The organism is Niveibacterium umoris (assembly GCF_014197015.1).
GTDB classification, from domain to species: Bacteria; Pseudomonadota; Gammaproteobacteria; order Burkholderiales; family Rhodocyclaceae; genus Niveibacterium; species Niveibacterium umoris.
Map to the genome: position 1 here is coordinate 364,908 of NZ_JACIET010000002.1, position 23,780 is coordinate 388,687.

General features: G+C 58.6%; 14 protein-coding genes. 2 read left to right on the forward strand and 12 right to left on the reverse strand.

Translation table 11 applies throughout. The features are described 5' to 3' along the window. Positions 1-192: 192 nt before the first annotated feature. The 11 genes from GGR36_RS13735 to GGR36_RS13785 all read right to left on the reverse strand — a co-directional run bounded on the left by GGR36_RS13735 (position 193) and on the right by GGR36_RS13785 (position 20,954). Complete coding sequence (locus tag GGR36_RS13735) at positions 193-5,466, reverse strand: FtsK/SpoIIIE domain-containing protein (RefSeq protein WP_183635293.1); 5,274 nt, start codon at positions 5,464-5,466, stop codon at positions 193-195. Then, positions 5,463-6,989 (reverse strand): hypothetical protein, encoded by a 1,527-nt coding sequence (locus tag GGR36_RS13740; protein WP_183635294.1) that lies wholly within the window; start codon positions 6,987-6,989, stop codon positions 5,463-5,465. Before GGR36_RS13740 ends, GGR36_RS13735 begins: the two co-directional genes overlap by 4 nt. Further along, on the reverse strand, positions 6,982-8,829 hold the full coding sequence (locus GGR36_RS13745) for a hypothetical protein (RefSeq protein ID WP_183635295.1): 1,848 nt from the start codon (positions 8,827-8,829) through the stop codon (positions 6,982-6,984). Before GGR36_RS13745 ends, GGR36_RS13740 begins: the two co-directional genes overlap by 8 nt. A gap of 31 nt (positions 8,830-8,860) precedes the next feature. Continuing rightward, positions 8,861-10,879: a hypothetical protein gene (locus GGR36_RS13750; RefSeq protein WP_183635296.1), complete on the reverse strand. Its 2,019-nt coding sequence runs from the start codon at positions 10,877-10,879 to the stop codon at positions 8,861-8,863. Continuing rightward, a complete protein-coding gene (locus tag GGR36_RS13755) occupies positions 10,815-13,151 on the reverse strand; it encodes an ATP-binding protein (RefSeq protein ID WP_183635297.1) in 2,337 nt (778 codons plus the stop codon). The genes GGR36_RS13750 and GGR36_RS13755 overlap by 65 nt, the downstream gene beginning before the upstream one ends. A gap of 70 nt (positions 13,152-13,221) precedes the next feature. Further along, positions 13,222-14,049, reverse strand: a complete 828-nt coding sequence (locus GGR36_RS13760; protein ID WP_183635298.1) for a phosphoadenosine phosphosulfate reductase domain-containing protein — start codon at positions 14,047-14,049, stop codon at positions 13,222-13,224. Continuing rightward, positions 14,027-17,485, reverse strand: coding sequence for a hypothetical protein (locus tag GGR36_RS13765; RefSeq protein WP_183635299.1), 3,459 nt, complete (start codon positions 17,483-17,485; stop codon positions 14,027-14,029). Before GGR36_RS13765 ends, GGR36_RS13760 begins: the two co-directional genes overlap by 23 nt. Then, positions 17,478-18,383 (reverse strand): DUF4007 family protein, encoded by a 906-nt coding sequence (locus GGR36_RS13770; protein ID WP_183635300.1) that lies wholly within the window; start codon positions 18,381-18,383, stop codon positions 17,478-17,480. The genes GGR36_RS13765 and GGR36_RS13770 overlap by 8 nt, the downstream gene beginning before the upstream one ends. A gap of 794 nt (positions 18,384-19,177) precedes the next feature. Then, positions 19,178-19,666, reverse strand: a complete 489-nt coding sequence (locus tag GGR36_RS13775) for an HAD domain-containing protein (protein ID WP_207064435.1) — start codon at positions 19,664-19,666, stop codon at positions 19,178-19,180. 359 nt (positions 19,667-20,025) lie between these two features. Then, positions 20,026-20,481: a hypothetical protein gene (locus GGR36_RS13780; protein WP_183635301.1), complete on the reverse strand. Its 456-nt coding sequence runs from the start codon at positions 20,479-20,481 to the stop codon at positions 20,026-20,028. Next, the gene (locus GGR36_RS13785) at positions 20,481-20,954 is read right to left on the reverse strand and encodes a hypothetical protein (RefSeq protein WP_183635302.1); all 474 of its coding nucleotides are present in this window, start codon (positions 20,952-20,954) and stop codon (positions 20,481-20,483) included. The genes GGR36_RS13780 and GGR36_RS13785 overlap by 1 nt, the downstream gene beginning before the upstream one ends. 121 nt (positions 20,955-21,075) lie before the next feature. Between GGR36_RS13785 and GGR36_RS13790 the strand changes: the two genes are divergently transcribed. Both GGR36_RS13790 and GGR36_RS13795 read left to right on the forward strand, forming a co-directional pair. Then, positions 21,076-21,387: a helix-turn-helix domain-containing protein gene (locus tag GGR36_RS13790; RefSeq protein WP_183635303.1), complete on the forward strand. Its 312-nt coding sequence runs from the start codon at positions 21,076-21,078 to the stop codon at positions 21,385-21,387. 203 nt (positions 21,388-21,590) lie between these two features. Beyond that, a complete protein-coding gene (locus tag GGR36_RS13795; RefSeq protein ID WP_183635304.1) occupies positions 21,591-21,920 on the forward strand; it encodes a hypothetical protein in 330 nt (109 codons plus the stop codon). A gap of 309 nt (positions 21,921-22,229) precedes the next feature. Here the strand turns inward: GGR36_RS13795 and GGR36_RS13800 are convergent, their stop codons facing one another. After that, entirely contained in the window at positions 22,230-23,681 is a 1,452-nt protein-coding gene (locus tag GGR36_RS13800) for an MFS transporter (RefSeq protein ID WP_338086697.1), read from the reverse strand. Between the last annotated feature and the right edge of the window lie 99 nt (positions 23,682-23,780).

Below are 23,780 nucleotides of genomic sequence, written 5' to 3' on the forward strand. Positions count from 1 at the left end.
TCCTTGCGGCGACAGGTTGTGGCGATTCTCGATCGGCTGGTGCAAAGCGCGCACCGAAACGAGTTGCTAGGAGAATCGCTGCACAAGGCCCGGAACAATGCTTGAGCCTACCTCCCGTCGGTCGTTCTGGATAAGCTGTTGGCGATCACCTAAAACTGACCCGACACGCAGGCGGCCTGCAGGAGGCACAGTCTAGACGGCCGTGTGCCCTTTGAGCATTTTCATTATGATCGTCTCGACGAATTCAATATCGACAAACGGAACTTGGGCGTAGATCATCTCCCTCTCGCCTTCGAGTTTCGCTAACAGGTGACCTTTGCCCAGCAGGCGTTCCGCGCCTTTTTCGCCAAGAGCGATTTCGGATGTCCCTTCTGAGTCGACACGTAGAATTAGACGATTGCCTAAGTTTGCGCGTAGCTGCATCGGCATAACATTGGCATCGGGCCGCTGAGCGGCGAAGATTAGATAGATGCCTGCGGCACGAGCTTTCACACCGAGCCGCTGAACAATAGCCGACACGGCCACCTTATAGTCTTCCGTAAGCATCCATTCGGCGAATTCGTCGTGAATGAGCCAGATGACAGGCAAGCGTTCGTTTGCTGCGACCTTGGCATTGAAGGCGGCCAGATTGGATACGCGCGTTTCCTTGAAGCGTGCGTAGCGGAGATCCATTTCGGCCACGAGTTCTTCGAGCCGCTTAGTTGCCAAGCCCTGATCATCGATGACACCGCCGTCGATATGCGGCAACCTATCGAAAGCAAAGTAGTCAACGCCTTGTTTGGGGTCGATCAGGACGATCTTCGCTTGTTCCGGTGTGTTAGTCGCAGCGATCCCCATGATGATGTTCTGCATCAACACGGACTTGCCACTGCCGGTGCTCCCCGCGATCAGCGTGTGTGGTGCATGGTCTTTAGCAGGCGAGAGAAATAGGGGAGCGCCTGAATTTTCTTGCACTGCGATCATGAGCTCTTGATTACCCCAACCGTTCGAGGCCGGTGACCAGTCGGCCCAGAGGGAGCGGATATCAATGACCCGGCGTTTGGGCCGCTCCACAGCGACGATGACGGCACCGGGTTCTGGACGGACCGAGATGACGTTCAGTCCATAGGTCGTCAAAAGCTCGGACCGCTTCTTCAAGACCTGCTCGACAGTGAGGTTTGCGTTGCCGGCGAACCGCAGTAGCGCAGAATTGGGCGTAAGGGCCGAACCGATTAATTTGGCCTGAAGCTGTAACTGCTGCAGGGCGCTGCGCGTCGAAAAGGCTGTTTGCTTGAGCCATTCCCCTTCTTCAGGTGCGATAGGGACCATGTGAAGCGCCGACGCGAGCAAATCGGCGATCTCCGAATAAGCCCAATGAGAATGCGCCCGTGCCGGCGAAGAAAAGATGGGTAACTGCACGCTATCGCCTGGGGCCTGCGCGTGGAACGCGTTCTCTATGCTCGGTTCCGTCGGCACTCCAGCGGGGGTGTCTGGCGCTTCAGAAGCAGGGGGCGCAGGCAGGGACGCCGGTCTGCGGACAGGCGCGCAATATGCGCTGCGGAGAAACGCAATGCCGGAGCCGGGAGCACGCCAGATTGGCTCAAAATCCATATGGTAGAAGCCCATGCCGCGCCGGACGTCGGCAGTACTCTGGTTGTGCCAGTAGGCCATCAAGAGCTGCTTGAGCGCCTTGCGACCGATGATTTCCTGATAGGCGCAGTGAGCGTCGGCGACCTCGGTCGCGATCGTTAGATCGTCTGCGTCAGACGATGTCGGGACGAAGACGTGCGAGAGGCCTTTGAGGTGGACTTCGCACCGGCCTTCGCGCATGGCGCGACGCCATTGGCCAAGATCGATGCCGCGGGCGGCCGGGACGCGGATACCATCAAGCATAAGGTCAGCCAGCCGAGCCAGCCAAGACTGGCGGTCGAGCCGCTCCGGATCGCCAAAGATGGCGTCTTCCAGGCGCTCAAGTGTATCGCGCAGCTGCTTCTGCGACTCTTTGCGCTTGGTGGCTAGGCTCTCAATCTCGACGTATTTCGCTTCGCTTACAGCGAGCGCGATCCGCAGTGTGCCGTCCTCAGCTACCTGGGGGCAGATTGCGAGCAAATCGGCGATCTGTTGTTCTCGCTGACCAAGCCATGACGCGTAGTCATCAAGGAAGTACCAGCCGATCAGTTGATCGGGCCCAAGGTCATCTCGCAACATCCGGCGGCTCAAAACGACGCCCATCAGTTCGCTGGCGCTCTGGCCGCATGTAGCGGCCCGCAGCACGATGTCACCAGATACATCATTGGCGTCATCGATCAAGCGATCGGCCAGTGTTCGCACCTCAGAGCAGGATAGCGGTAGCTGCAGGGCCTTGAGGCGGCTCACAATCATCGAGCGCAAAAGCGTCATTGGAGCGCGCGAAGAAATGATTAGATTGCGCCCCTGCGTCGAGATCTGCTTGTAGCGAATGACCCGGACTTGGTGATTCATCAGCTGACGCCGATCGAGAAGCTCATCGAAATTGACGACCCAATTACCTAGGTCGTGAGTCTCTTCGAAGATGCGTTTGGTCCGGCCGTCGGCGAAATCTAGTTGGCGTACAGGCAAGAGACGTTTTGATGTCGATTCATCGCGGTCACCTTTAAAAATGCTCGCGACAGCAGAGATATAGGCCCAGCCCTCAGCACTTTGTACTGGGCAGCATAGGAAGACCGCTGATTTTAGGTCGTCTCGGGCAGCCGGCCGGCGCCGCGACCAGCGTGATGGCAACAGCTTGCGAATGTCGGCTGGTTCGCCTTGTTCGAGATACCATTCAAGTTGCGCGTGACGCGATATGACATCTTGCGAAAATACAATGTCGTATGGATGGCCGTCTTTGGGGTTGGGCGGCGGTGCTTGGTCAGCAATCACCGAAATCCGCAGGCGGGCCATGAAATCTTGAGAGGCTTCACTCGCGCTATAGGCGTCTGCCGTAGCTTCGGAGCTCAAGATCGAGCAATAGATGTTACGAAGCTTCTGGCTTTCAATGTGACGCAGCAGGACTTGACATCGGACGTCGTCCTCGTCGTCCTGCATGCCGCCGATCTTTGCCACGACCGCCTGAGGCAGCCGCGCGGAATCACAATTGAACAGCACGACCGACATGTTGGACCGTTCGTGCGGCTGCAGTGCGAGATAGCGCTTGACGAGATCGTAGACGCAGGAGCCGCCCTCTGCTGGGCTTTCATTTGTGTCGTTCTCGCCTTTGGGGTCAGCGACTGGGGGTTCATGCAGGCTGTAGTCGGCGACCACGTCGCTTGCAGTGAGAAATTGCGGGCCGTCATTCGTCCAGATCGGCACAATCTCAGGGTAAAGCGCGTGCTCAAAATCATGGGCGATATCCCGGAAGAATAGCTTGGGATCACCCTCCGCCTCTATGCTGCCGAGAACCTGACTAACGAGATCGAGGGCGAGCTGACACTTTCGCCATATGGCAGCCAGACGCATCGGATGCCAGGGCGCGACCACGGCCGCCGGCCTGCCACCGTCGATCGGCGCGACACCAATCATGAGCAGTGGCTTGAGCAGCTTGTCGCGATTGCGATCGCCTTTGGCCAAAGTTAGGACGGTTTCGAGCAGTGCGGCGTACGCTATCGTCTGATTGAGTACGGAGTCAGCGCCACCGCCTTTTGTCGAGAAATCGGCAACTGCGAGCTTGTAGGCATTTTCAAAGGTTGCAAAGGCGTCTCCCAACGTCTTGGCATCCTGGGCGGAGAGATAGGCTTGATCAACGCATTCTTTGAGATTCTTGCGCCAAAGCGTGTCGAGATTCCGGTCAGGTTTGGCCGCTGGCACAAATGAACCGCGATCACGGTCAAACGCCGGCATGAACGTTCTTACGTTGGCCAAATCGATCGATTTGTCGGCGGCAAATTCGCGCTGCGTGCGGCAGGCAGTGAAGGGATTTTGGGTCACCCGCCCCCAGTCGTCGACCAGTTGGCTGGCGACGCATGAGGGGTTATAGCGCCAGATCAGCTGCGTCGAGTGCTTTTGAATGCTGTCCTCATTGGTCGTTGTCTCCAATTCGACGACGAATTTGAGCTGCAGCGCCGGTTTGGCGGTGGAGGTGTTGAGCTTATTCTTGGCCTTATCGCCCTTCTTCCAGTCGGAGACAAGCTGCTCGAATTCGAAAAGATCGCCGACATCCCAATCGATCATCCCTCCGAACAGACGACGTAGGCCGGCGTAACGGTGCGCGAAATAGAGACCGGCTTCATAGTTGAGAGAACGCAGGTCTCTCTTTGTCGCGGATTCGCATTTGATTTTCAGCTTGCGCTGATTGCCCGGCGGCATGCGATTGTAAAGTGGCTCCATAACCGCGCAAATGCCGGCAATGAAGTCGCTTGTTTCGATGGGGCGGCCATATACAAAACGATCCCAAGCAGACTTCAGCTTCTTGTCGTCTTTGATTTCGCTGCGGTGGGATTCATAGAAGTCCGTGTCTTCATCGATTTTTTCCGACCGCTTGGACAATAGCTTGAGATATTCCCGCTCTTCCTCGTCAAGCTTGTCTTCTTCTAGCTCACTGAAGTATTCAAGTGTGTTCTTGCCAAGGTTGAATTTCTCGCGCTGCAGGCCATCGAAGATCGGCTTAATTTGCTCCCAATCTTGTTCGGCCAAAGCTTCGGCCTGCGCATTCCAGCCGCTGGGCGCCCTGATAAAGGCTTCGATCGCGGGGTAGCAGGCATTCGGGATCTGGTGCGCAACTTTTTCGAACGCTGTGCGCAAGTCTTCTTCGCTGAGTAGGAGCTGGCTTGAGGTCTGCTTGAGGAGCAGCCCAGATCGCCTCTTGTGAGCATTGTTGAATTGCTGCTTCCATGCCGATGCATGACCACGCTGCCGCTCTTTGAGGCTTCCGAAACACGCAGGGTCTTTTGGCAGACGTAGTGCTGGCATTGCGGCACCCAGCGCGTCGATGATGGGGCGTCCCGTTTCCTCGTTCTCTTGGCGGGTGCGCAAGATATAGACGGCAAAGCGGTCGATCGAGACGATACGAAGATCGCGGAGCCCGGTTAGGGCTTTTTCCCACCATCTTTGCTGTTCCTGGGCGATAGGCAGACCCTTTGAAGCCTCCCGGACCCAAAGATCGATGCGCTCTAGTAGTTCAGGGGGGCCAAGTCTCGCGATTTCACGGATCGAGGCGTCTTCGCCATGTTCGTGTTCGGCGAGTAGATAGGCGGTCTTCTGGCAGTCAGCATTCCGATAGAATGTTGCGCTCTCGGTCGTCAGTATTTCTGCGGGTAAACCTTGGCCGTTTGCGAGCGAAATTGGTAGCTTGATGTCAATGCGGTCATTGAGGAAAGGGTCCGCAAGCACCGCACGTGCGACGGCCGCGACCTGTTCGGCGCTGAGATTGAGCACATAGCGTGCGGTGGACTGCACTGCACCTACATCGGTCTGGAGCTCTTCGCGGAGATAGGCGGCGCCGACTGCGCCTACAAGCGAGGCTACGTTCATGCTGCAGATCTCCGCAAGGGATTTTCGACATAAGCGCAGGCGTCAGAGAGGCGCCGAAGCATCCCGATTGTCTTGAGGCGGTTTTCGAGCCGCGAGGAATTGGCTTGAAACGCACGCTTATCAAAGTCTTCTGTGGTAATGGAGAGCTGGCCCTCCTGCTCTCCGAAGACAAGGCCGTAGCGATCGTAGAGGCGGCCAAGGAATTGGCCGTAGTCCATGCGCACAGGAACGTTGGCGAGGATTAGTGCCTTGAGGAGTTCATCGGTTGGTGCGTAGCGCAACCGATTGGTGCCGCGACGCGAGACCAGCCCTGCGCCTCGTCCGAGGCTATTGTGGATGTTGGCCGTATGCTGAATATGGCGGCGCTGCGCTTTATGACGTAGGTCCTCAAGGAGAGCGTCAGGTTCGGCTGGACCGGTGTACTTCGCATTGGGCCAACGAACTTTTTCTCGCATGATTTCGCGGCAAGCAGCAAAACCAGACTGCTCTGCCGCCGCTGCAATCCATTCTGGCGAATTGCCGATATTTCGCACATAGGTATCGACTGCCGAAATAGACAATTGGTTGTTCACGATGTAATTGCCGGCCGAAAGCTCGCGAACCAGCGTCTTCTTGGGCGCGACAACTTCGCAAATGAAGTGGGGCTTGGGCTTGTCACAGACGTGGGCAGCGACCTGCAGCTGGTAAAGAGTGATGTGAAGCGCGCCAAGGATCGTCAGGTACGGATAGGCGTCGAATCTCGGAAGCTGGAGCTCGAGAACGGCCAGCCAATCTTGAGCCAACATCTCAAAGGCGGGATGCTTCGCGTACGGCAAGTAGCTGCCGGTTCGTGTATGTCGCTCCTCGGGGATTTCCGGTTGGAGGAGTTCGGTCAGGCGATCGCAGGGATCACGTCGCTCGAACAGATGTGCAAAATGTCGCGCGAGCTCAGGTGCGGCGCTTGATCGCGCGAGCATCTGATAAAGCAGGTCGCCGTTGCGCGTGAAATTGATGTATTCGCGGCCACCCTCCGTATTGAGATCCTCATAAATCGCATGGCGCCCAAACGGAAATACGAAGCGTGAACTCCATCTCTTATTCATGCTGCTCTCGATCGTAGCAGAGCGCAGCATTTCAATGACTTTGACGAGCTGTTGGAAGTTTTCAAATCTCTTCTTGAGGTAAGAAAAATCGCGGTGGGCGACCATTTTGGCGTTGTTCTGCATCCACTCAAGCCATTTAGCCCATCCGGTTTCGTTATCGGGATAGAGATCAGCAAACTCTAGCAGTTTCTCATTGTTGAACAAGAGATTACGCAGATATGGCCGTTGCGCCGGCCGGAAGCTGAATGGAAACGTTGTCGCGTCATCAGAAAATAGCTTTCCGGTCGTATGAGAAGCTTCTGCGACGGAGAGAAATTCGAGGAATAAGAGCCATGGATCTTGCTCCCAGAGTCGGTGGCCCCATATTTGCTCGTCGAGCCACAGGTCATTGTCGTCGTGATATTTTACCGGCGGCGGAGGGAGCACGACGATTTCAGTCATTTGAGATCTCTACTACTTGGTCGATGGCATTCCCGGCGATATCCAGGGCAAGGAGTCGGAATATCAAAGCATCATCGTCGTACTGCGTATGACGGTCGATCGCTGCAGCCGAGAGAAGAGCGCTCTTGAATGCCAACAGATCCTCATAGCACTCCCGGGAGAAATTGCCAGGTAGCGCGCCATCGCTCACGCGCATGAGGAATTCGTAGCGCGTGAGGTTGAGGGCCAGCGATCTCGTTTGTCCGTTGGGCAGCGTCACAATGAGATGCGGAAACTCTCGGAAAAGGGATATTTCGACTCGCTCCACACGCCCATGGGAGTTGATGGCGACTTTGTCTTCGAGCAATTGGCTAATCTTGGCGCCGGAGTGCGAAAGACTGGTCGCTAGCAACAGCTCGCTCTTTGTCGTGGTAAGGAGTCCAGTGAAGATACGGTTGAGTCCATTTACGAGCTTGCTCACTGTTTGACGCGACACACGTCTTCCGTCGTTTAAAGGCCGCGTGATATCGCGCAGATATTCGCCAGCACTATTGAATACGGTTAGGCACCAAAGTTTCAGTTCGTCGGCGTGGGCATCTGGAATCTTGAAAAACAACCCGCGCCGTTGGTCAACGAGCATGTCTAGGAAGGGGTGCCGGTCGCCGTTTTGCGCGTCTGGCGTCTCGATATACCTGCGTTGCTCGCCGCGATATCGTTCGGTTGCACCATAGAAGCAGTCGGCCTCGACCAGGTCATGAAAATATTGGCTGACGTTCTCGTCTTCCGAACCGAAAATCAGGATGTTATCTATCCGGTTCGTGGTCTCAAAACCGATACCAAACCGACTGAGATAGTCGAAGATTTCCTGCGCATCGCGTTTCGCGCTCTTCAGATTGGCACCGAAGATATTGGCGAAAAGACTCGCCTTGTGGGTTTCTCCTGCGGCGATGATCTTGGCCACGTCAGATGCAGACATGAGACCGTCCTTAGCTGCGGGATGGCCCAGGATTGCGTTGGCAAGCAGTAGAAGGACGCGCCGGATCGGCGTATGGAGCTCGTTGAAGTCAAGAAGTTGGAATAGCGCCACGAGCCGGGAACGCACGAGCGGGTCGCGCAAGAGCTCAAAATTGTGCCTGATCGGACATGTGGGACCGAAGAATCCGTTCTGTTGCGCGGCCGCATAGCAACTCTCCCAGCCTTCATGGCCGAGGAGTGCATCGAGACAGAGTGCTAGTACGGCCGCACTGGACACGGCGCTGAGATTGAAGAAGTGCAACCGGTCGGTCGGCTCTGGATCTTCGTCATTCATGAGCCGGGCTTCGAACAACGCCAAGGCGCGTTGTGCGGCGCCATAAGCACCGAGCTTGCGCCAGTTTTCAACGAGTGGCCCGTCATTGGCTGCGACGAGGAATAGGTCGGACGAGGGCTCGAATATTGCCGAGCTAAGCTCTCGCAGAAGCTGGGCCTTTGAGCCGTCCGGATCATTCTTGCAGAACGGTGTCAGGTCGCGAATGAGATGGAGTGTGTAGGTGTGGCCATTGATAGTCACAGGCATCTTGAAATAGGACGTATTGCTGGCCCAGGCGTCGGGTGAGCCTCCCAGCGCTTCCCATACTTGGTAGCAGAGGTGGCTTTTACCGTCACCAGCTGTGCCGGTGAGTATGACCACGCCACCGTGGCCTACTTTGCGGTCAGTGAAGGAGGCAAGCACGTCCCGGCTGAGCGGATGTTCGAAGGCAATAGGTCTGACGTTGAGTTTCTTCGACCAGCGCCGAATCTCCTCGTCGTACATGTTCGCATTGCGCGCGAGAGGACCATATTGCCTGACGAAGCTGATCCATTTTTCGGCGTCAACCGTCATTGTCCCTTCTCCAACAGCATTAAAGTAAGTATCAGAGCTGCTGCTCATAAGGCGTTAAAAGCAGCACGATCATGGCATCCGTCAGATCCTTTGGTATGGTCTTGTCGAAGACGCAATGGATGGAAGTCGGTGGCTTCTTAAGGCTTGCCCTTCTCCATGCCTGCCCAAGGCTCGCCTTAATCTGGTCCCCGCTCTCAAAGCTCACGCGCTGTACCGTCCCAGCTGCCAAGTGCTGCTTCAGCAGTTTGGCTTGGCTGGAAGCTTGAGCGTCTGCCAGGTGTGCGCGGTCCAGCTTGCCCGAGAGCCATTCGCCGAAGTCCGATGTCAGACTCAAGGTCGTCGTTGTCGGAGGCTTCTTCTTCGATGCTGCACCGCCGCCGACAGGGTCTGGCTTGGGCATATGGCGTCCTTGCACGATGACCACTGAAGCCCAAGGCTCTTTAGTGGCATCAAATTCCTTCTGGAACCCATCTTTGCCTATCAGGACCAGCTTTGCGCGATATGCTGTCACCGACGGCGGCGCAACAGGCTGACCGATCCGCCCGACACGCTGAGTTAAGTCTTCTTGACGTGCAAGCGCAGCAACTGGCTTCAATCGAGCCACCCGTTTGATGCTCCCCCTGCGATGGGATAGTTCCGCCAATTCCGGTGTCGTGGGGTTCACCGGATCCCAACTCGCCAGGTAGTACTTTTGCCCCTCGCCGCAGGTCATGCTGACCAAGTCGACCGATCCATACGCCGTCCGATAGAACGCGAGTGCCACGTCGCTGATCTCTTGCGGAACACAGCGCAGGCACAAGACCACGGTCTTCTGACTGGAATGGGGCCTTGCGAGGTCACAGCTCTGATCGACCACGAGAAGGAACTCCTTCGGTGTACCGTCCCCGTTCAATCTCGCGAAGAGGTCACCCAGTTGGACGGGCGAACTCTTGGTCTCTGGGAGGTCGTCAGTGAGATCGAGCCGCATCACCGAGCGCACGTGCATCTCGGCCAGTCGACTGCCGGGCGGTACCGTCCCGGGAAACGCGCTGTGCCCGATCAAGTCTGGCAGTTGCGCCCCCAAACCCCGCACTCCCGCGTCCTCCAGTAGACTGCTCGCGAGCGACTCCGAGACTAACCATGATAGGTAATCAGGCAGCCTAGCCTCTTCGACAGCGAGCTCTGCTTCATGAAGCAGAGCAATTTCCGAAGGCTCGATCTTCGACAGATTCTGCCGCAACGTTTTCGCTGCGCGAATGGCGCCCAGCCAGAACTCGTCGAGCATGTGCGCCCAAGACTGTTTGCCATGGTAGCCCTCGAGCATGCGTCTGAGCTTCGGCATGAGCTGCTGGGCGATCTGGTTCTTCTCGACGAAGCAGAAAAAATCTGCCCGAAGCCCCGTTCGTTCCTTGAAAGCTCCCTGCTGTTCCGCCGCCCCTGGCCTCGACGACATCAGTACAACCAGCGGGTACTGCTTGAGAGCACCTTTCTGTCTCGCATCAATGATCAGTTGAGCAAGCTGCGCGGCTCGGGCTAATGACCGCTCTGGGTCTCTCTCGTCTTTGAGGTAGAAGTCCAGAAAGATGACCTGGTATCCGGTAACATCGAGCGTCGAGGGGTCAAACTTCGAAACGCGATTGACGCGCCATTTCTGCTCATTCAAGAAGCCCTCAAGCCCTTCGAGAGCCCCTCGCTTCTCTTCTAGGTCCTCTGCATACTTTCGGAAGACAGTTTCAACTAGCCAGGACCAAGCCTGCCTCTTTCGCAAGGCCCAAAGCCGGGCCACAGTGGCAGTGTCTTGAAGAAGCTCATCAAGGTGCAGCGGGACCGAGGGATCAAGCCCTGGGCGATGAAATTCCCGCTTCACCTGCGTCAACCGCTTCGGTACATCGAGTAGGGTGTCGCGAAATCGGGATACCGCTTCCCCATCAATATCGGCGGGATCAGCCGATGCATAGGCATCGTCGATAACGACCACTTTCTTTAACGGCTTGACGAGCGCTTCTTCAAGAGCCTCCATCCCTTGCCCCTCTATAGCTGACAACGAATCCATGATGGATCCGGTCTTCATCGGCTTCCGCAAGTCCGATTTCCATCGCATTACCTTCCGCAAGCTTCTTCGCGATATACAAACCCATCCCGCGACCTTCGCCAGAAGGCTTGGTCGTGAAGAACGCATTGAATACTTCATCGCCGCGGTCTTCTGGGATACCAGGACCGTTGTCCAAAACGGTGAGTGTGTTGGCAGCCCTGTCGATGCTGAAGCTAATGACGGGCTCGAACTTCGTCGTTGTCGCAAGCAGCTTGAGCCAATAAACCGAATTGGAGATGAAGTTTTCTACGATCTGCAGAAGCTGCCCGCGGACGGCCTTAATCAGCACGACCGTCTTGCCCAGACCGGTCAGGTCTACTCGGATTCCATGGCGCCCAAATTGGGGTTCGTGCATTTCAACGACATCCCGCAGCATCTGAACTAGGTCAAACGATTCCTTCCTTTGACGCCCCGGCGTCGACAAAGGATCCAAGACCCGGATCCGCCTCTCGAGAGTGCTCAGTTGATCTCGCAGGTTCCGAAGCTGGCGGTTTTCGGTGGCGTTGCTCGACTTGTAGGTCTGCAGCAACTTCAAGGCGTTTGCGGAAAGGCGCGCCAATTCATGGAAGATGAACTCCGTCATTAGGCCGACGCCCGCGAGATGGACGTACTTGTCAATGTCCTCCTCATAGGCACGAACGGTCATCTTCGAACGCTCCCAGGCTTCCGACATGTCCGTCATGCGAGCAAGCAGAGTGTTGATCGCTGCAACGTCTTCTGGAGCTTTTACCTTGGTTCTCAGATGCTGGACCTGTTTCAACGCTTGCTTCTGGGCCTCCTCCAGGCGCTTCTCCAGCTTCGGAAACTCTTTGGCAGCCGACTCGTCCTGTGCCCCCTCAACAGCGTTGAGGTAGCTCTTGAACTCGACCACTAAGATGTGGCGCAATAGCGCGATCAGCGCCGCCTTTTCTTCCGTGTCGCGCAAGCCTTCCCGATTGGTCTGATCCTGGAGCTGTGGATTGCCACGACTAGAAATCCGAACCGCACCGACCAGCTGTTTTCGATTCATCTTGTAGCCCTGCGTGGCCAACGCAATGCCGTCCAGATCAAGCCAGTCGTCACGCGGCTCCGCGTACGGATAGACACGATAGTGATCGCGATAAAGCAGTAACCCTCCGCCCCAGCGCGTCAACCACTGCAGGGCGGCTTCATAGCCATCAGGCTTATCGAGGCGAAGCTTCTGCCGGTTAAACCAATGCGCCTCCATCTCAAAAGAGCCAAGGCTCGCAAGACCCTGCATCAGGGTAACCGCCGGCCGGAATTCCTCGCCGGTCTTCGGACGCTTTCCTTTCAAAGTCAGTGCGCTGAGAAGATGCACCCCCTCCAGGCTGAAGGTTTTGCTCTGTCCGTAGGACTTGTACGTCACCTCACCCGATAGGACAGGTTGCCCGTCAGCATCGAGCGCGAAACTCGCTGAGCATCGCGCATGCGCGTATGTGAGCTGACGCGTCTGAAACGAAGGGATGTCGACTGACTGTTCATTAAAGTACAGCCGCACATTCGGGCGGCTGAACGAAGTCAGGAACGGATCCACCAACTTAGCGAAATCTGTCTTCGCAAGAGACTCCATCTTTTCGATCGACCACTCGCTCGTCAGGTTGGACATGCGGATGATCGTGCCGTGGTCAGACGCTTTTTTCTTCTTCGGGCCGACGTTAGGAGCTGCTGGGAAGTCGTCTAGGTTGAGGTGTGGATTGCGCTTGATCGTAGCCCAGTCGATCTTGAGTTCGTGCAACGTTCTGTCGCCCTTCTTGGACGTCAAGACGTGAAGTTGATCTCCAAGGCGCACGGCAGAGAGGCGGCCGATGCCCTTTTCTCCGAGCACTGTGTGGGCGCTGCCGCGCAGTCGATCATCCAGGCGGTGAGTGGTGCCAATCGTGAGGTAGATGCCACCAAGATCCTCGAACGACATGCCACCACCATCGTCAGAAATCTCGATCCAATTGCAGACTTCGTAGGCGGCATCAAGTGCCTGAATGTAATCCCCGCTTGAAGGCGACAGCGCCCTATCTAGGAATGCATCACGGTCCGCCTTCGCAGCCGTGGGCTCCACGCCGGCTTCGAGCATTTGCCGAACCATGTCCCGAGAGAGCCTTTCGTTCTTCTGGGCCGATCGCTCAAGTATTTTGCGAATGCTGAGGTATTCACTGCGGGGCAATGTGATGCGAACGTGGACCTCTATGCGAGTTGCCCGCGCATCTAACGAGTTCTTCACCAACTCATAGATTGCAATCTGGTCGGAGCTGATCAACTCCGCACCGAGCTCAAGGAGGACGCGAGCTTTGACTGTTATACCCACAAGCAACTATGCCCAACAGCAGTTACAGCTGACATACGAGGCATCCTTGATCATCATCGTCCTCCGGTAGCTCGGCGGAATCCGCCTGGGCGAATACCTCCATCAGCGTCACGTTCTCACGGCGCTGCGCCTTGCGCTCAATGCGGATCACGTGCTCGCGCTTAATTTCCTCCATGCGTTCCGGCCGCTCTAGCTCTGCCAGGCTTTCCCCCTGGCTCCACGTGAAGAAGTTACCGGTCTTCTCGTATGGCTTCTCGTACGCCTTGGCCTTTTCGTACAGATCCGGGTGCGTTTCCTTGAGGCGGACCCACTCGATCTTTTGTTGGTAGAAGCAAAAGTAGCAGCCTGATCGGGTGCGTCCCCAGCGTGTATAAGGCGGCATGCCCACGCCGGAAGTCCGCAAGATCTCCTCGATGTCGCGTAACACCAGCCCGTCTTCGCGAAACGGATAGACCGCCTTGATGTTCGGCTTGTGGCTGATGTAGCCGCTGCGGTCCTCGTCAGCGCGCAGCCCCACGTAGTTCACGACCTCGTCGTTGCCGCAATGTTGTTCGAAAGGCTTGAGCTTCAATGCCCGCGTACACCAACGCCGGTGATTGGACGGAATCATGCCGCCGTACATGTCGTACCAGTGGTCGAACCCGACGTCCGCATTGAGATGCGTTACCTCCCTACCGAGGTAGTTCGAGATGCGCTGGAGATACTCGTAGGTTTCGGGAAGCTCCTTGCGCGTGTCACTGAAGATGTATTCCATCTCCGGCACGCGGTCGCGCAGGTAGATGGCCAACGCCGCACTGTCCTTCCCACCGGACAAGCTGAGGATGTGCCTAACCCGCTTCTCGCTTGCCATGTGTTTTCTCCCCGGTTGAGTCCGTCTGTACACGTGTTACTTGCAGATCCTGCAGCGCCTGCGCCAGTGCCGCAGCGGCGGTCTTTGAGTCAGAACCGGCCTCCTGCGCGAGCAAGTTCAACACACTGCGCGCAAGCCGAGTGGAATGCTCCGTCGTGGCAACCAGCAGCGCAGACTCCTGCCCGCTGGCGCTAGTAAGCGTCAGGCTCACATAGCGCTCGGCGGCGCGCGGGGCGCCTTTGCGTTGCATCACTAGGCGCAGCCAACGTCGATAGTGGCCAGAAATGTCCGTCACTGCCTGTGCAAATCGGTCGATGGTCTCGTCTGTCCAGACGTCCAAAGGGCGTTGGACGAGTAGACTGGCGACGGAATCAAGCCACTTCTCATCCGTCAGCGTCAAATCCGTGCAACGCAGGATAAAGCTCTTAAGTCGGGTGTCTGCCAATCCGGTCGCGGCGCCCGAGCATTCCGCCTGCAACCGGCTTCGAATCTCGCCGAGCGGGCCGACCACCTCAAGCGCCTGCCCCAACTCAGTGATGACCGTCTCCTGCAGCTTGCGTTGACTCATGCCCAGGTCGGTTAGCGCTGTTGACAGCCACTCCACGAAGGGGCGTGTCCCCTTACTTTGGGCGTGCGCCTGCGGCAGCGTCGAGGTCAAGAGTTGTATTGGGTCCTGCGCTTTGCGCAGGACCGAGCGAATCAATGCAGCATCTTTGCTGACCCGCCCTGTCTGCTGGGTGAAATCCGACAGCCGTGCAAACCAACGATACAGCGCGCGAGCCAGCTCCAGATAGGTCGAGTCGCCACCTGGCGCCATTCCAAGCGAGGCGAGCACGGCGCCGTAGTCACGTAGTAAATTTGGGCCTCCCTGCACCTGCGAGAGTTCGTGCACCGTGAACGTATGCGGATTCCGATGCATGCGCTGTAGATGCTCGTTCGTGAGTTCCAGCACCAGCGTGCCGCGCTCAAAGACGGCGCAGCGGCTGCGATGAATCATCAGATAGAGCGTGACCCAAACGCTGGCCGGGCCATTGCGCACACCCAGGGGTGGCGCAGCCAGCGCCTGCAGCACTTGCTCGAACGTGGGAGCATCCTTGCTCGCCATGACGTGCGAGATCTCGGTCCAGAGTGCGCAGATATCGACGCGAGCCCCTGCCCTGGGTTCGACCAGTTTCCAGTCGTTGCCGTCAGCCTGCCAGATGCCCGTGTCGCGCAGCAGCGTGGCATGGATCAGCCGCTCGGGCGGGTACTCGTTGTCGCGGAAGAGAGGGGCTGCGCCAGAGCCAGTCAGCAGAGCGTCAAGCAGTCGCTGACGCGCAAGCACGATAGCGGACGCCGGGCGATCCTTGTTGATCAGCTCGTTGATAATGCGCGGCGCACGGTGGAAGACCTTCTCGAACATCCAAGACGCCACTTGGCCAACGTTCATCGACTCGCTATCTGGCACAGCTTCACCCTGGTGCCAGTACACCGGCCCTGGACGGCCTGGGCTAGGCACCAATGCGGAAAACACGAGCGCATTGACATCCTCCTTGGCCTGGTGGAGCCGGCTGTCGACGTACTGGCTGGTCCAGGGATCCAGCCGCTTGGCGGATATCTCGCCCCGGACCGCCAGCCAGATCGCCAGCTCCGCGAGCGCCGCGCGCCCTTGGGCGGACAATGAGACGCAGCAGTGCAAGCTGAGCGGATCGTCCGCGCTCCGCACAAGATCCAGTGCCTGTTGCTCGTCCTGCGAGCCTGCAGTCACCAAGATTAGGCGCAGCCAGCCGTCAGGTTGCCCGTCAGCGTCACTTCTGCGGGCGCCAGCGTGAGGCGGGGCACCAACGGTTCCGACGTCTATGGCCAGGGTGCGGATCGTTCCCCGCCGGTCATAGTGCTTGTTGGCTACGACCAGCCGATTCCCCAGCGCGTGCGAGGCGCCGCGCACGGTGAGCTCGCCGTCGCCGGCCTGCGCCGCATGGTCATAGAGCGCTTCGATGTTAATGGCATCCGACACGGCGAATCCATATTCGGAACGGCTATGTCGGCGGATCAAATAGCCTTGGTCCACAAGGCGGTCCAGCAGCGCCCGAATCTCGGACACATCTAGACCGCCGATCGCGAACGCGACCAACTCCGGTGTGATACGTAGCGCGAGTGGTGCCTGGACCAACTCCAGCACGGCAATGGTCTTGAGTGCCGCGAGGGCGTCCGCGTCCTTCGCCTGCCGCTCAATACTAGTGAGTGCGAACGCCCAACGGCGCTCAGCGGCTAGGTCGCGAAAACGCAACCCGTGGCCGGAGGCCAGATAGTCGAAGAGGTGAGCCAAGCGATACCACGGATACCCCTCTGCGGGCGTGACCTGCGCGAAGTCCCGAAGCCCCGCCGGCTCGCTGCTGTTGAGGAATGCGTGGAATGAGCGTTCGCTCTGACCGTACCGTTTGGAAACGATGGCCAGCGAAGCGAGCGTCAGCGGATGGAGCGGGTAGAGCTTCTCAGGGTGCAGGAATAGACCATGGTCAGCGGAGGTTGGCGCACGTAAGATGGACTGCTCCAGCGCCATGCCGAATAGATCCCGTGCGGTTTCCACGAGCTTGGGATCGCGGTGCAGCGCCGGCTTGGCGCCGAGCGCATGGGCCGCGAAGTGCGCATAGCGCTCGACCGGCTCGTCGAAGGGAATCTCCTCGAAGCGCGATGCAACCTTGTGCCACTCATCGCCGAGGGCGCGCCCAACGCCCGCGGCGTAGCTGGCAAAGTGCTGGTGCTGAAGCACCACTATCGCGAGTGAGTCGTCCCCCTGCCGGCATGCCTCCTCAGCCAGCTGCTGAAGCGCGATCAGGTCGCCGGCCTCTGGGTGCATTGCGGCGTGTTCGATGAACTTACCCACCTCATCAACCAGGAGCAACGTGCCGGAGAACCCCTGCGTGCGAGCAACGGATGCAAATTCGCGCATCAGTTCTCCAGCAACCGCATTGATGGGGCGCCCCTTGTAGAAGCCCGGCTCGCTCAGGTGATGCCTGAGCGCGTTAACCTCCTTGCCCCTGGGCCATCCATCCAGGGCGCGATGGATCTCCGCTTCCAGCGCCAATCCGATCGACAGCCGTGCCCCAACGATCGCGAGCGCAAAACGCCTGGAGGCTGTAAATAGATTGGCGGTAGACGGGGAAGCGCCACGCAACAGCTCCCAGACCGCAGGATGAGCATCACGGCCGGTGAGTAATTGGGCAAGCACGATCCCCAACGCGGACTTACCGCTTCCGTACGGGCCGACTACTTTCCACGCGCGCTGGTTCTGTCGCTCCGCAAGCGACGTGCCGATCTGCTTTAGCGCCCGTACGGCATTGGATGTGGGCAGGTAGCTGGAGACGGCCGTTTCGTCGTGAAGATCGCGGCTCAGCGAGATCGAGCGTGTGTGGTACGCGTTCAACTCCAGGCCTTCGATGATTCGTTTAAGCATGAGCGGGAGTCTCATCATTTGCGTCCAGCAGGTAGTTCGGATCGATGCGGTCGCGGTGGAGTACGACACTTTGAGTGTCGGACGTGTCAACGAAACGCATGGCATCGCGCAAAGGACCTTGCGCCACGTTCTCCACGAAAGCGCGCAACTGGTATTCATCCAGGCGGAAGACCACCCCCGGGCTGTGCATGCCCTTGAGAAGACGATGGAAATCCACCGATGTGGAGCCTTTGTCGGACAAGGCAACGAACTCCACCAACGCTATAGCAAACACCCGCAGGCTCAAACCGATCGGCGCGCGAAGATCGGTGTTGAAGACGATACGACCATCTTCTTCCTTGGCGGCGCGCAACAATGCAAGGTCCTGCAGCGGGCACCAGGAGGTGTCGTCGCCGCTGCGTTCGGCTTGGTAGTAGCTCTGGAGAAAGATAGCGGCATGTTGCTCCAGTGTGCTTGCGGCGAGCGGCCTTGCCGAGCCTGCGGCACGTTGCGCCAGCGCCGCAACCAGCCGTTGGCGGTCGAAGCGCACAAGCCGCCCCTCGCCAAATACCTCCGACCAAGCTGCCAGCGCCGCACGAGTACACAGACGCCAATGCAGCAACCACAGCGACTCAAGAGACTCCAGATGCTGATCCCACCCGTACTCGGGATCGAGCAGCTTGCGTCCGATGGGGCCAGGGCGGTGACCATGCCCCGTCACGGGCACAAGAACGCCCATGGCCTCGCACCAGAACTGCAGCGACTTCAACATGTTGCGGCCGATGCCCAGTGTATGCATCGCCCGCTCTTCATCCTTCAGGAGGTCGGGATTCGCCGAAACCGCCTGATAGGCCTTGGGCAGCCAGCCGTATCGGCACACGAAGGACTCATGTCCGGAGAAGCGATCGGCGATTGTCATGGTGTTCTCGCCTTATTGATGAGTTTCGCGCTGACGGAAGCCTCAGCTGCGTCGGTTGATGGCGTGCGCTCGATAATGATGGCCTTGATAGCGGCCTCGAAGTACAAATCCACCTATTCACCCTCTTGGATGCCAAGCATTGCGCAATAACGCCTCACTGAGGGCATTTCTTCCCATTTTCTGTACTTTCTTGTGCCGAAACGAATCTTCATGGAGTACTCGCCAGAGCGAAAACTAAGTTCTAAATGTTAGAGATATTAACCTAGGGGGGTGTTGTCATAGATTGGGGATACCGACTCGAATTGATTCCGTATGAAGGCGTGGTGGACAGCAATCACCAGCTCGCCTGGCCGCCGGAGAGGAGCGTCGTCATGAATCTCTCGGCTACCAGGAGGCAGTGGATCACGCGCCTTTGCTCGAGCTGCCTAATTTGTCGCGCCAGTTCTCAACACCCCACGGGAATGATGCCGCCATAAAAGCGCCGGCTGACCTTTCGGCCCGAGGTTGAAGCTGGAGTCGGTGACGGCGTCGAGCGCCGGCAAGGTCTTCGCGAAGCTCCCGCGCGGTACCCGCGTCATTCTTATTCTTGCGGGTGACCACCTCTGGTCCCCACGGACAAACCGAGTCGCGACCCTGAAGGAAGGTCGACTTCTGGCCAAAAAACCCCGCGGCCAGTCAATCGGCCACCACCAACAGAGCGGAACAGCGGCCACCGGAATCCGCAGCCAAGCGAATCAGGGGGCAGCACCTGCCATCGATTGTAAATTTTCTTCAGAAAACGCCTGACGATCGCCCTACGGCCGTCCAAGGAGCTTGGCTAGGCGCTCAAGCGTCTCATCATCGCCAAGTCCCCGCTCCGGATGCGCGGCAACCAAGTGCTGCTGGGCGGCGGATGGCCAGCCTTCCACAGCATCGTCGACCGCCACCCAGCGATCGAGGGCTGCTCGCCGCACATAGTGTTCAATCTGTTCGTAGCGGCTAAGAAAGTCCCAGTCGCAGACGTCACCACGCGGCCGGCCGCCCAGCAGTGCCGAATGCCAGGTTGCCCCGATGACACGCTCTTGGAGTGAGAAGGGGAGCGCTTGCCGGGCGCGTGAGTAGCCCAGATGCCTCACCCAACTTGTCGAGAGCACCAGCCGCACCTGCGGCGCGGCGGCCAGCACCGTTTCAAGTCTGGGTGCCCACATGAAAAGTTCGCCGGGCACGGCGAGATAGGGAGTGCGACCTCGCAGACGCACATCGTCCGGATGCAGGACGCCATCGAAGTCGAGAAACAGGATCACCAGGACGGCTCCATCCTGAGAATTGGATCACCGCCTTGAAAGGTGGCCATTTCAGTGTTGATTGTGGCAGAGCGGCCGAAATGCTTTGTGCCGCGTGCGCAGGGGCGGCTTCTGCGTTGCTTGACGCTTGGGTCGCGGTTTTAAGGGTCGCGAGCGAACCCGTTTGAGGACGATTTCTTCGTTCCGCGCATGGACGTTTATCCGATCGCCGACCCGCCAGTGGGCCCGCCGCAGCAGCACGTCCGGAAGTGGGGCCCAAACGTCGCCCGAGCCATCGCCGACCGGCGCAAGGCGGACGTGACAGTGGGTCGGTGCCGTTTGTGTCACCATGAGTTGTGCTCCGTTCCCCACCCAACAAATCAGGCGATCTCGCCCGGTGCGTGACGCAGCGGCGTCACGCGCAGGCTCTGACCCGCATGCTCAAAGACCAACTGCGCCCCGGCGCGCAGCTGCAGGGCGTCGACCACCGGCTGTGGCAAAGGTATAAACAGCCGCCCCGAGGAATCGGCCTGCACGATGCCCACGGTTTCAGCGGCCGTGATCGCTGTAGTCACAGGGACCAGCCGTGCAAGGAGAACGCACAGGAGCCGTTCGTCGTCATCGTCGAGATGCAGCCATTCCGCGCATAGTGACGCGGAGTAGTCCCGGTACGCCGCCTCGACGTCGTTGGCGTTCGCAGAATACCCGGCGCGTTCAAGGATTCGCAGCAGGCGACAAACGTCCTGTTGCGCGCCGCTGTTGCGATCCGAGTCCTTCGAGGACCGCCGCTGCTCGTAGCCCAAGAGTTGCATTGCGCCGTCGGCCCGACGCGACATCAGGCTGTGTCCTCGTGCCTGGCTAGGGCGTCTCTTGCACTGCGTACGTTGCGAAATTCGCGCCAAGTGCGAAACAAGAAGATCGGTCCGACTACGACGCCGAGGAACCCGGCTGCGAAGACTTGGACTGCGAGATTGATCCATCGCATCAGCGGCGAGAAGTAGCCTCCGCTTGGGGAGAAATAGCGTCCCATGAATTGCCAGCCGGACGGGAAGAAGCCTGCGATCAGCGCGAACCAGAGCGCCTGACCAAAGGACGTCTGGCCAATGAAGAGCAAGAACGCTCCCACAAACAGGACGACCATAAGCGTGAGCTGAAGCCACAGCGACTTTGTGACGCCTTTGTTGTGCGAGGTGGCACACGTACCGCACATCGGTACCGCGAAGACGCCGACGCAGTCCGCACAGAGACCACGACCGCACTTGCCGCACGTTGCCACCGCATCAAGCGCGACATGTTGAGCGCATTTCATTGACGAGTTCTCCTTAGAACAAGGTGTCGATAACGGCGGTCAACACTAAGGATTCCTTAGTATTCGGTCAATTTGTTTCCTAAGACTCTCTTAGTCCTCGTCAACGGGGATTGGGTTGGAGATGGGAGCACCTGCAGTCTTTGCGCTCAGGCTTAGAGCCGCACGAGAAGCGCGCGGCGTCTCTCAGAAGCAATTGGGCATTCTTGCAGGCGTCGACGAATTTGCTGCGAGCGCACGCATCAACCAATACGAGCGCGGCAAGCACATGCCGGATCTTCATACCGTGCAACGGCTCGCTCAGGCGCTCGATGTCCCGCAGTCCTACCTGTTTGAACCCCGCGATGACCTGGCGACGCTCATCCGGCTGGCGGGTCACTTGCCTGAGACACGTTTGCGTGCGCTCATCACCATGCTGGATGACACCGACGGCTGAGACGGACGGCAATTGCAGCTGCACGATGCCATGCCTTGCATTGACCAGGCGTGCCTAAAGGCGATTGGTCTGCCGGGAAAGCTGGCCTAACTTAAGCAGCTGCGCCGCGACACCCCAGAACTTAGTCATGCTTTTTCTCGTAAGCTAAGCATTATAATAATGTTTTTTTGTACAGTCTCTGCGCTAGCGGAAGGCGGGATGGCATGGCGCCCTGGATCGTTGGCAGCCTCGAAGAGGAGCCAACTGTCATCCTGACGCGATGGTGCGTCTACGAAATAGAAAGCGCGACGTGGCATTTTGTGGGCCATGTCGGCGCGCGAAATCGCGGACGCGTTTCAAGTGCCATCGTCACGTTCGATCCGATCACCGCGCGCGGCAGAACCCAATCGGGGCGGGTGTATCACCTACAGGGAGCCCCAGGACTGAACACCGAAGGCGCGTATGCTTGGGAACTGTGGTGCCAGATCAATGTTGTCCAGTCCTTTGTGGACGTGACCGAAGATATCCTCGCTCGAACGAAGAGCAGCCACTAAGGCACGAAGATTTTCAGCTCTTTGGTATGCATGGATGTCAAGAAACTGTGCCGCGGGCGATTCGATCCGCCCCGAAAACAGCACGCTTACTCAACCCCATATTTGATATCCCGGTTCATCCTGTCGAGGATGGGCGCAAGCCAGCACGGCACCTTCGCCCGCGGTGTTTAAGAACTCGCTATCGCCCCGAAAGCGACGCCCGCATAACTCCTTCAAATGATCGGATCGGAGCATCACGAACGAACTTCGCTCGGAAGTATGCAAGCCAATGTAGTCGATCGCCCGGCATTGGTTGAACTTCGCGCAGTCTTACTGCTGACAAAATAAATCGTCCTTTGTAGATTTTGGACAGAATAAATTGTCGGGAGCTGCGTCGATCTGGACAGAATTAATTACCCCTTGACATCCAGTGAGTCGGCGCAGGGACGCTTCATCCCAGCGCTCGGGATTGACCTTCAAGTATGCCATCCGCCGCTCGGGAACGACGATGGCTTCGCGCACGCCGGGCAGCGCCAGCAGTTCGCGGCGGAAGCTGGCGATCTCGATGTGCGGGTCGATCGCGATTTCGCGTTCGGTCAGCTGCGGCGGGTTGCGCATCGTACGCGCCCAGAGCCACCAGATCACGGCCAACAGGGTGGTCGCAGCAAACACCGCATGCGGGCCGAAGTGCACCGCAATGGCGCCGCCCGCCGCGCCACCCAGCGCTGCGCCGATCGACTGCGAGGTGTTGTAGACCCCCAGCGCCGCGCCCTTGGCCTGCGGCGGCGCGATGCGCGACACCAGCGAGGGCAGCGAGGCTTCGACGATGTTGAAGCCGACAAAGAACAGGAACAACAGCGCGACGATCGGCCAGAAGGCGTCGTGCGCCAGCAGGAAACCCAGCTGGGTCGCCGCCAGCAACACGATCGAGGCAAGCAGCACGCGTCGCAGCTGGCGTTTGCGCTCCGCATAGATGATCGCCGGCACCATCAGCATGAAGCTCGCCAGCACGACGGGCAGGTAGATCTTCCAGTGCTCGGCCAGCGGCAGGTGTTCGGCATCGACCAGAATGCGCGGCACGATCAGGAACATGCCCATCTGGATCATGTGGATCGCGAACACGCCGAAATGCAGTGGCGCGAGCTGGCTATCGGCGAGCACGCTGCGCAGAGGTACGCGCGGCATGGCGGTTTCGATGCGCGGCGGCGTCGGCACCGCGCGCAGCAACACCGGGATCGCCAGCAGCGAGAGTGCGCCGGTGAGCAGGAACATGCCGTGCATGCCGATCCACTGATACAGCGCTGGCGAGGCGACCAGCGACACGGCAAACACCAGCCCGATCGTCGATCCGATCATCGCCATCACCTTGGTGCGATGCTGCTCGCGGGTGAGGTCTGCGGCGAGCGCCGACACCGCGGCGGAGATCGCGCCAGCCCCCTGCAGCGCACGCGCCGCGATCATCCAGCCGATGTTGGGCGCCCAGGCCGCCAGCGCACAACCGGCAGCGAACATCAGCAGGCCGAACACGATCACCGGCTTGCGGCCGAAGCGGTCCGACGCGACACCGAAGGGCACCTGGAAGATCGCCTGCACCATGCCGAAGGCACCCAGCGCCAGGCCGGCCCATTGCAGGTCGTTGCCGCCCGGCAGCGTCTTCGCGAAGACCGAGAACACCGGCAGGATCAGGAACAGCCCGAGCATGCGCAACGCAAAGATCGCGGCCAGCGTGGCGCCGGCGCGGCGTTCCTGCGCACTCATGCGGTCGGAGAACGGGGATGACATCGGGAAAATGGCTTTGAATCAGCGAGTTGCGTATATTAGCAGGTTGCCCTTCTGCAGCCGGAGACAACCTGTTTCCGGCGCGCCGATCCGCTTCCTCAC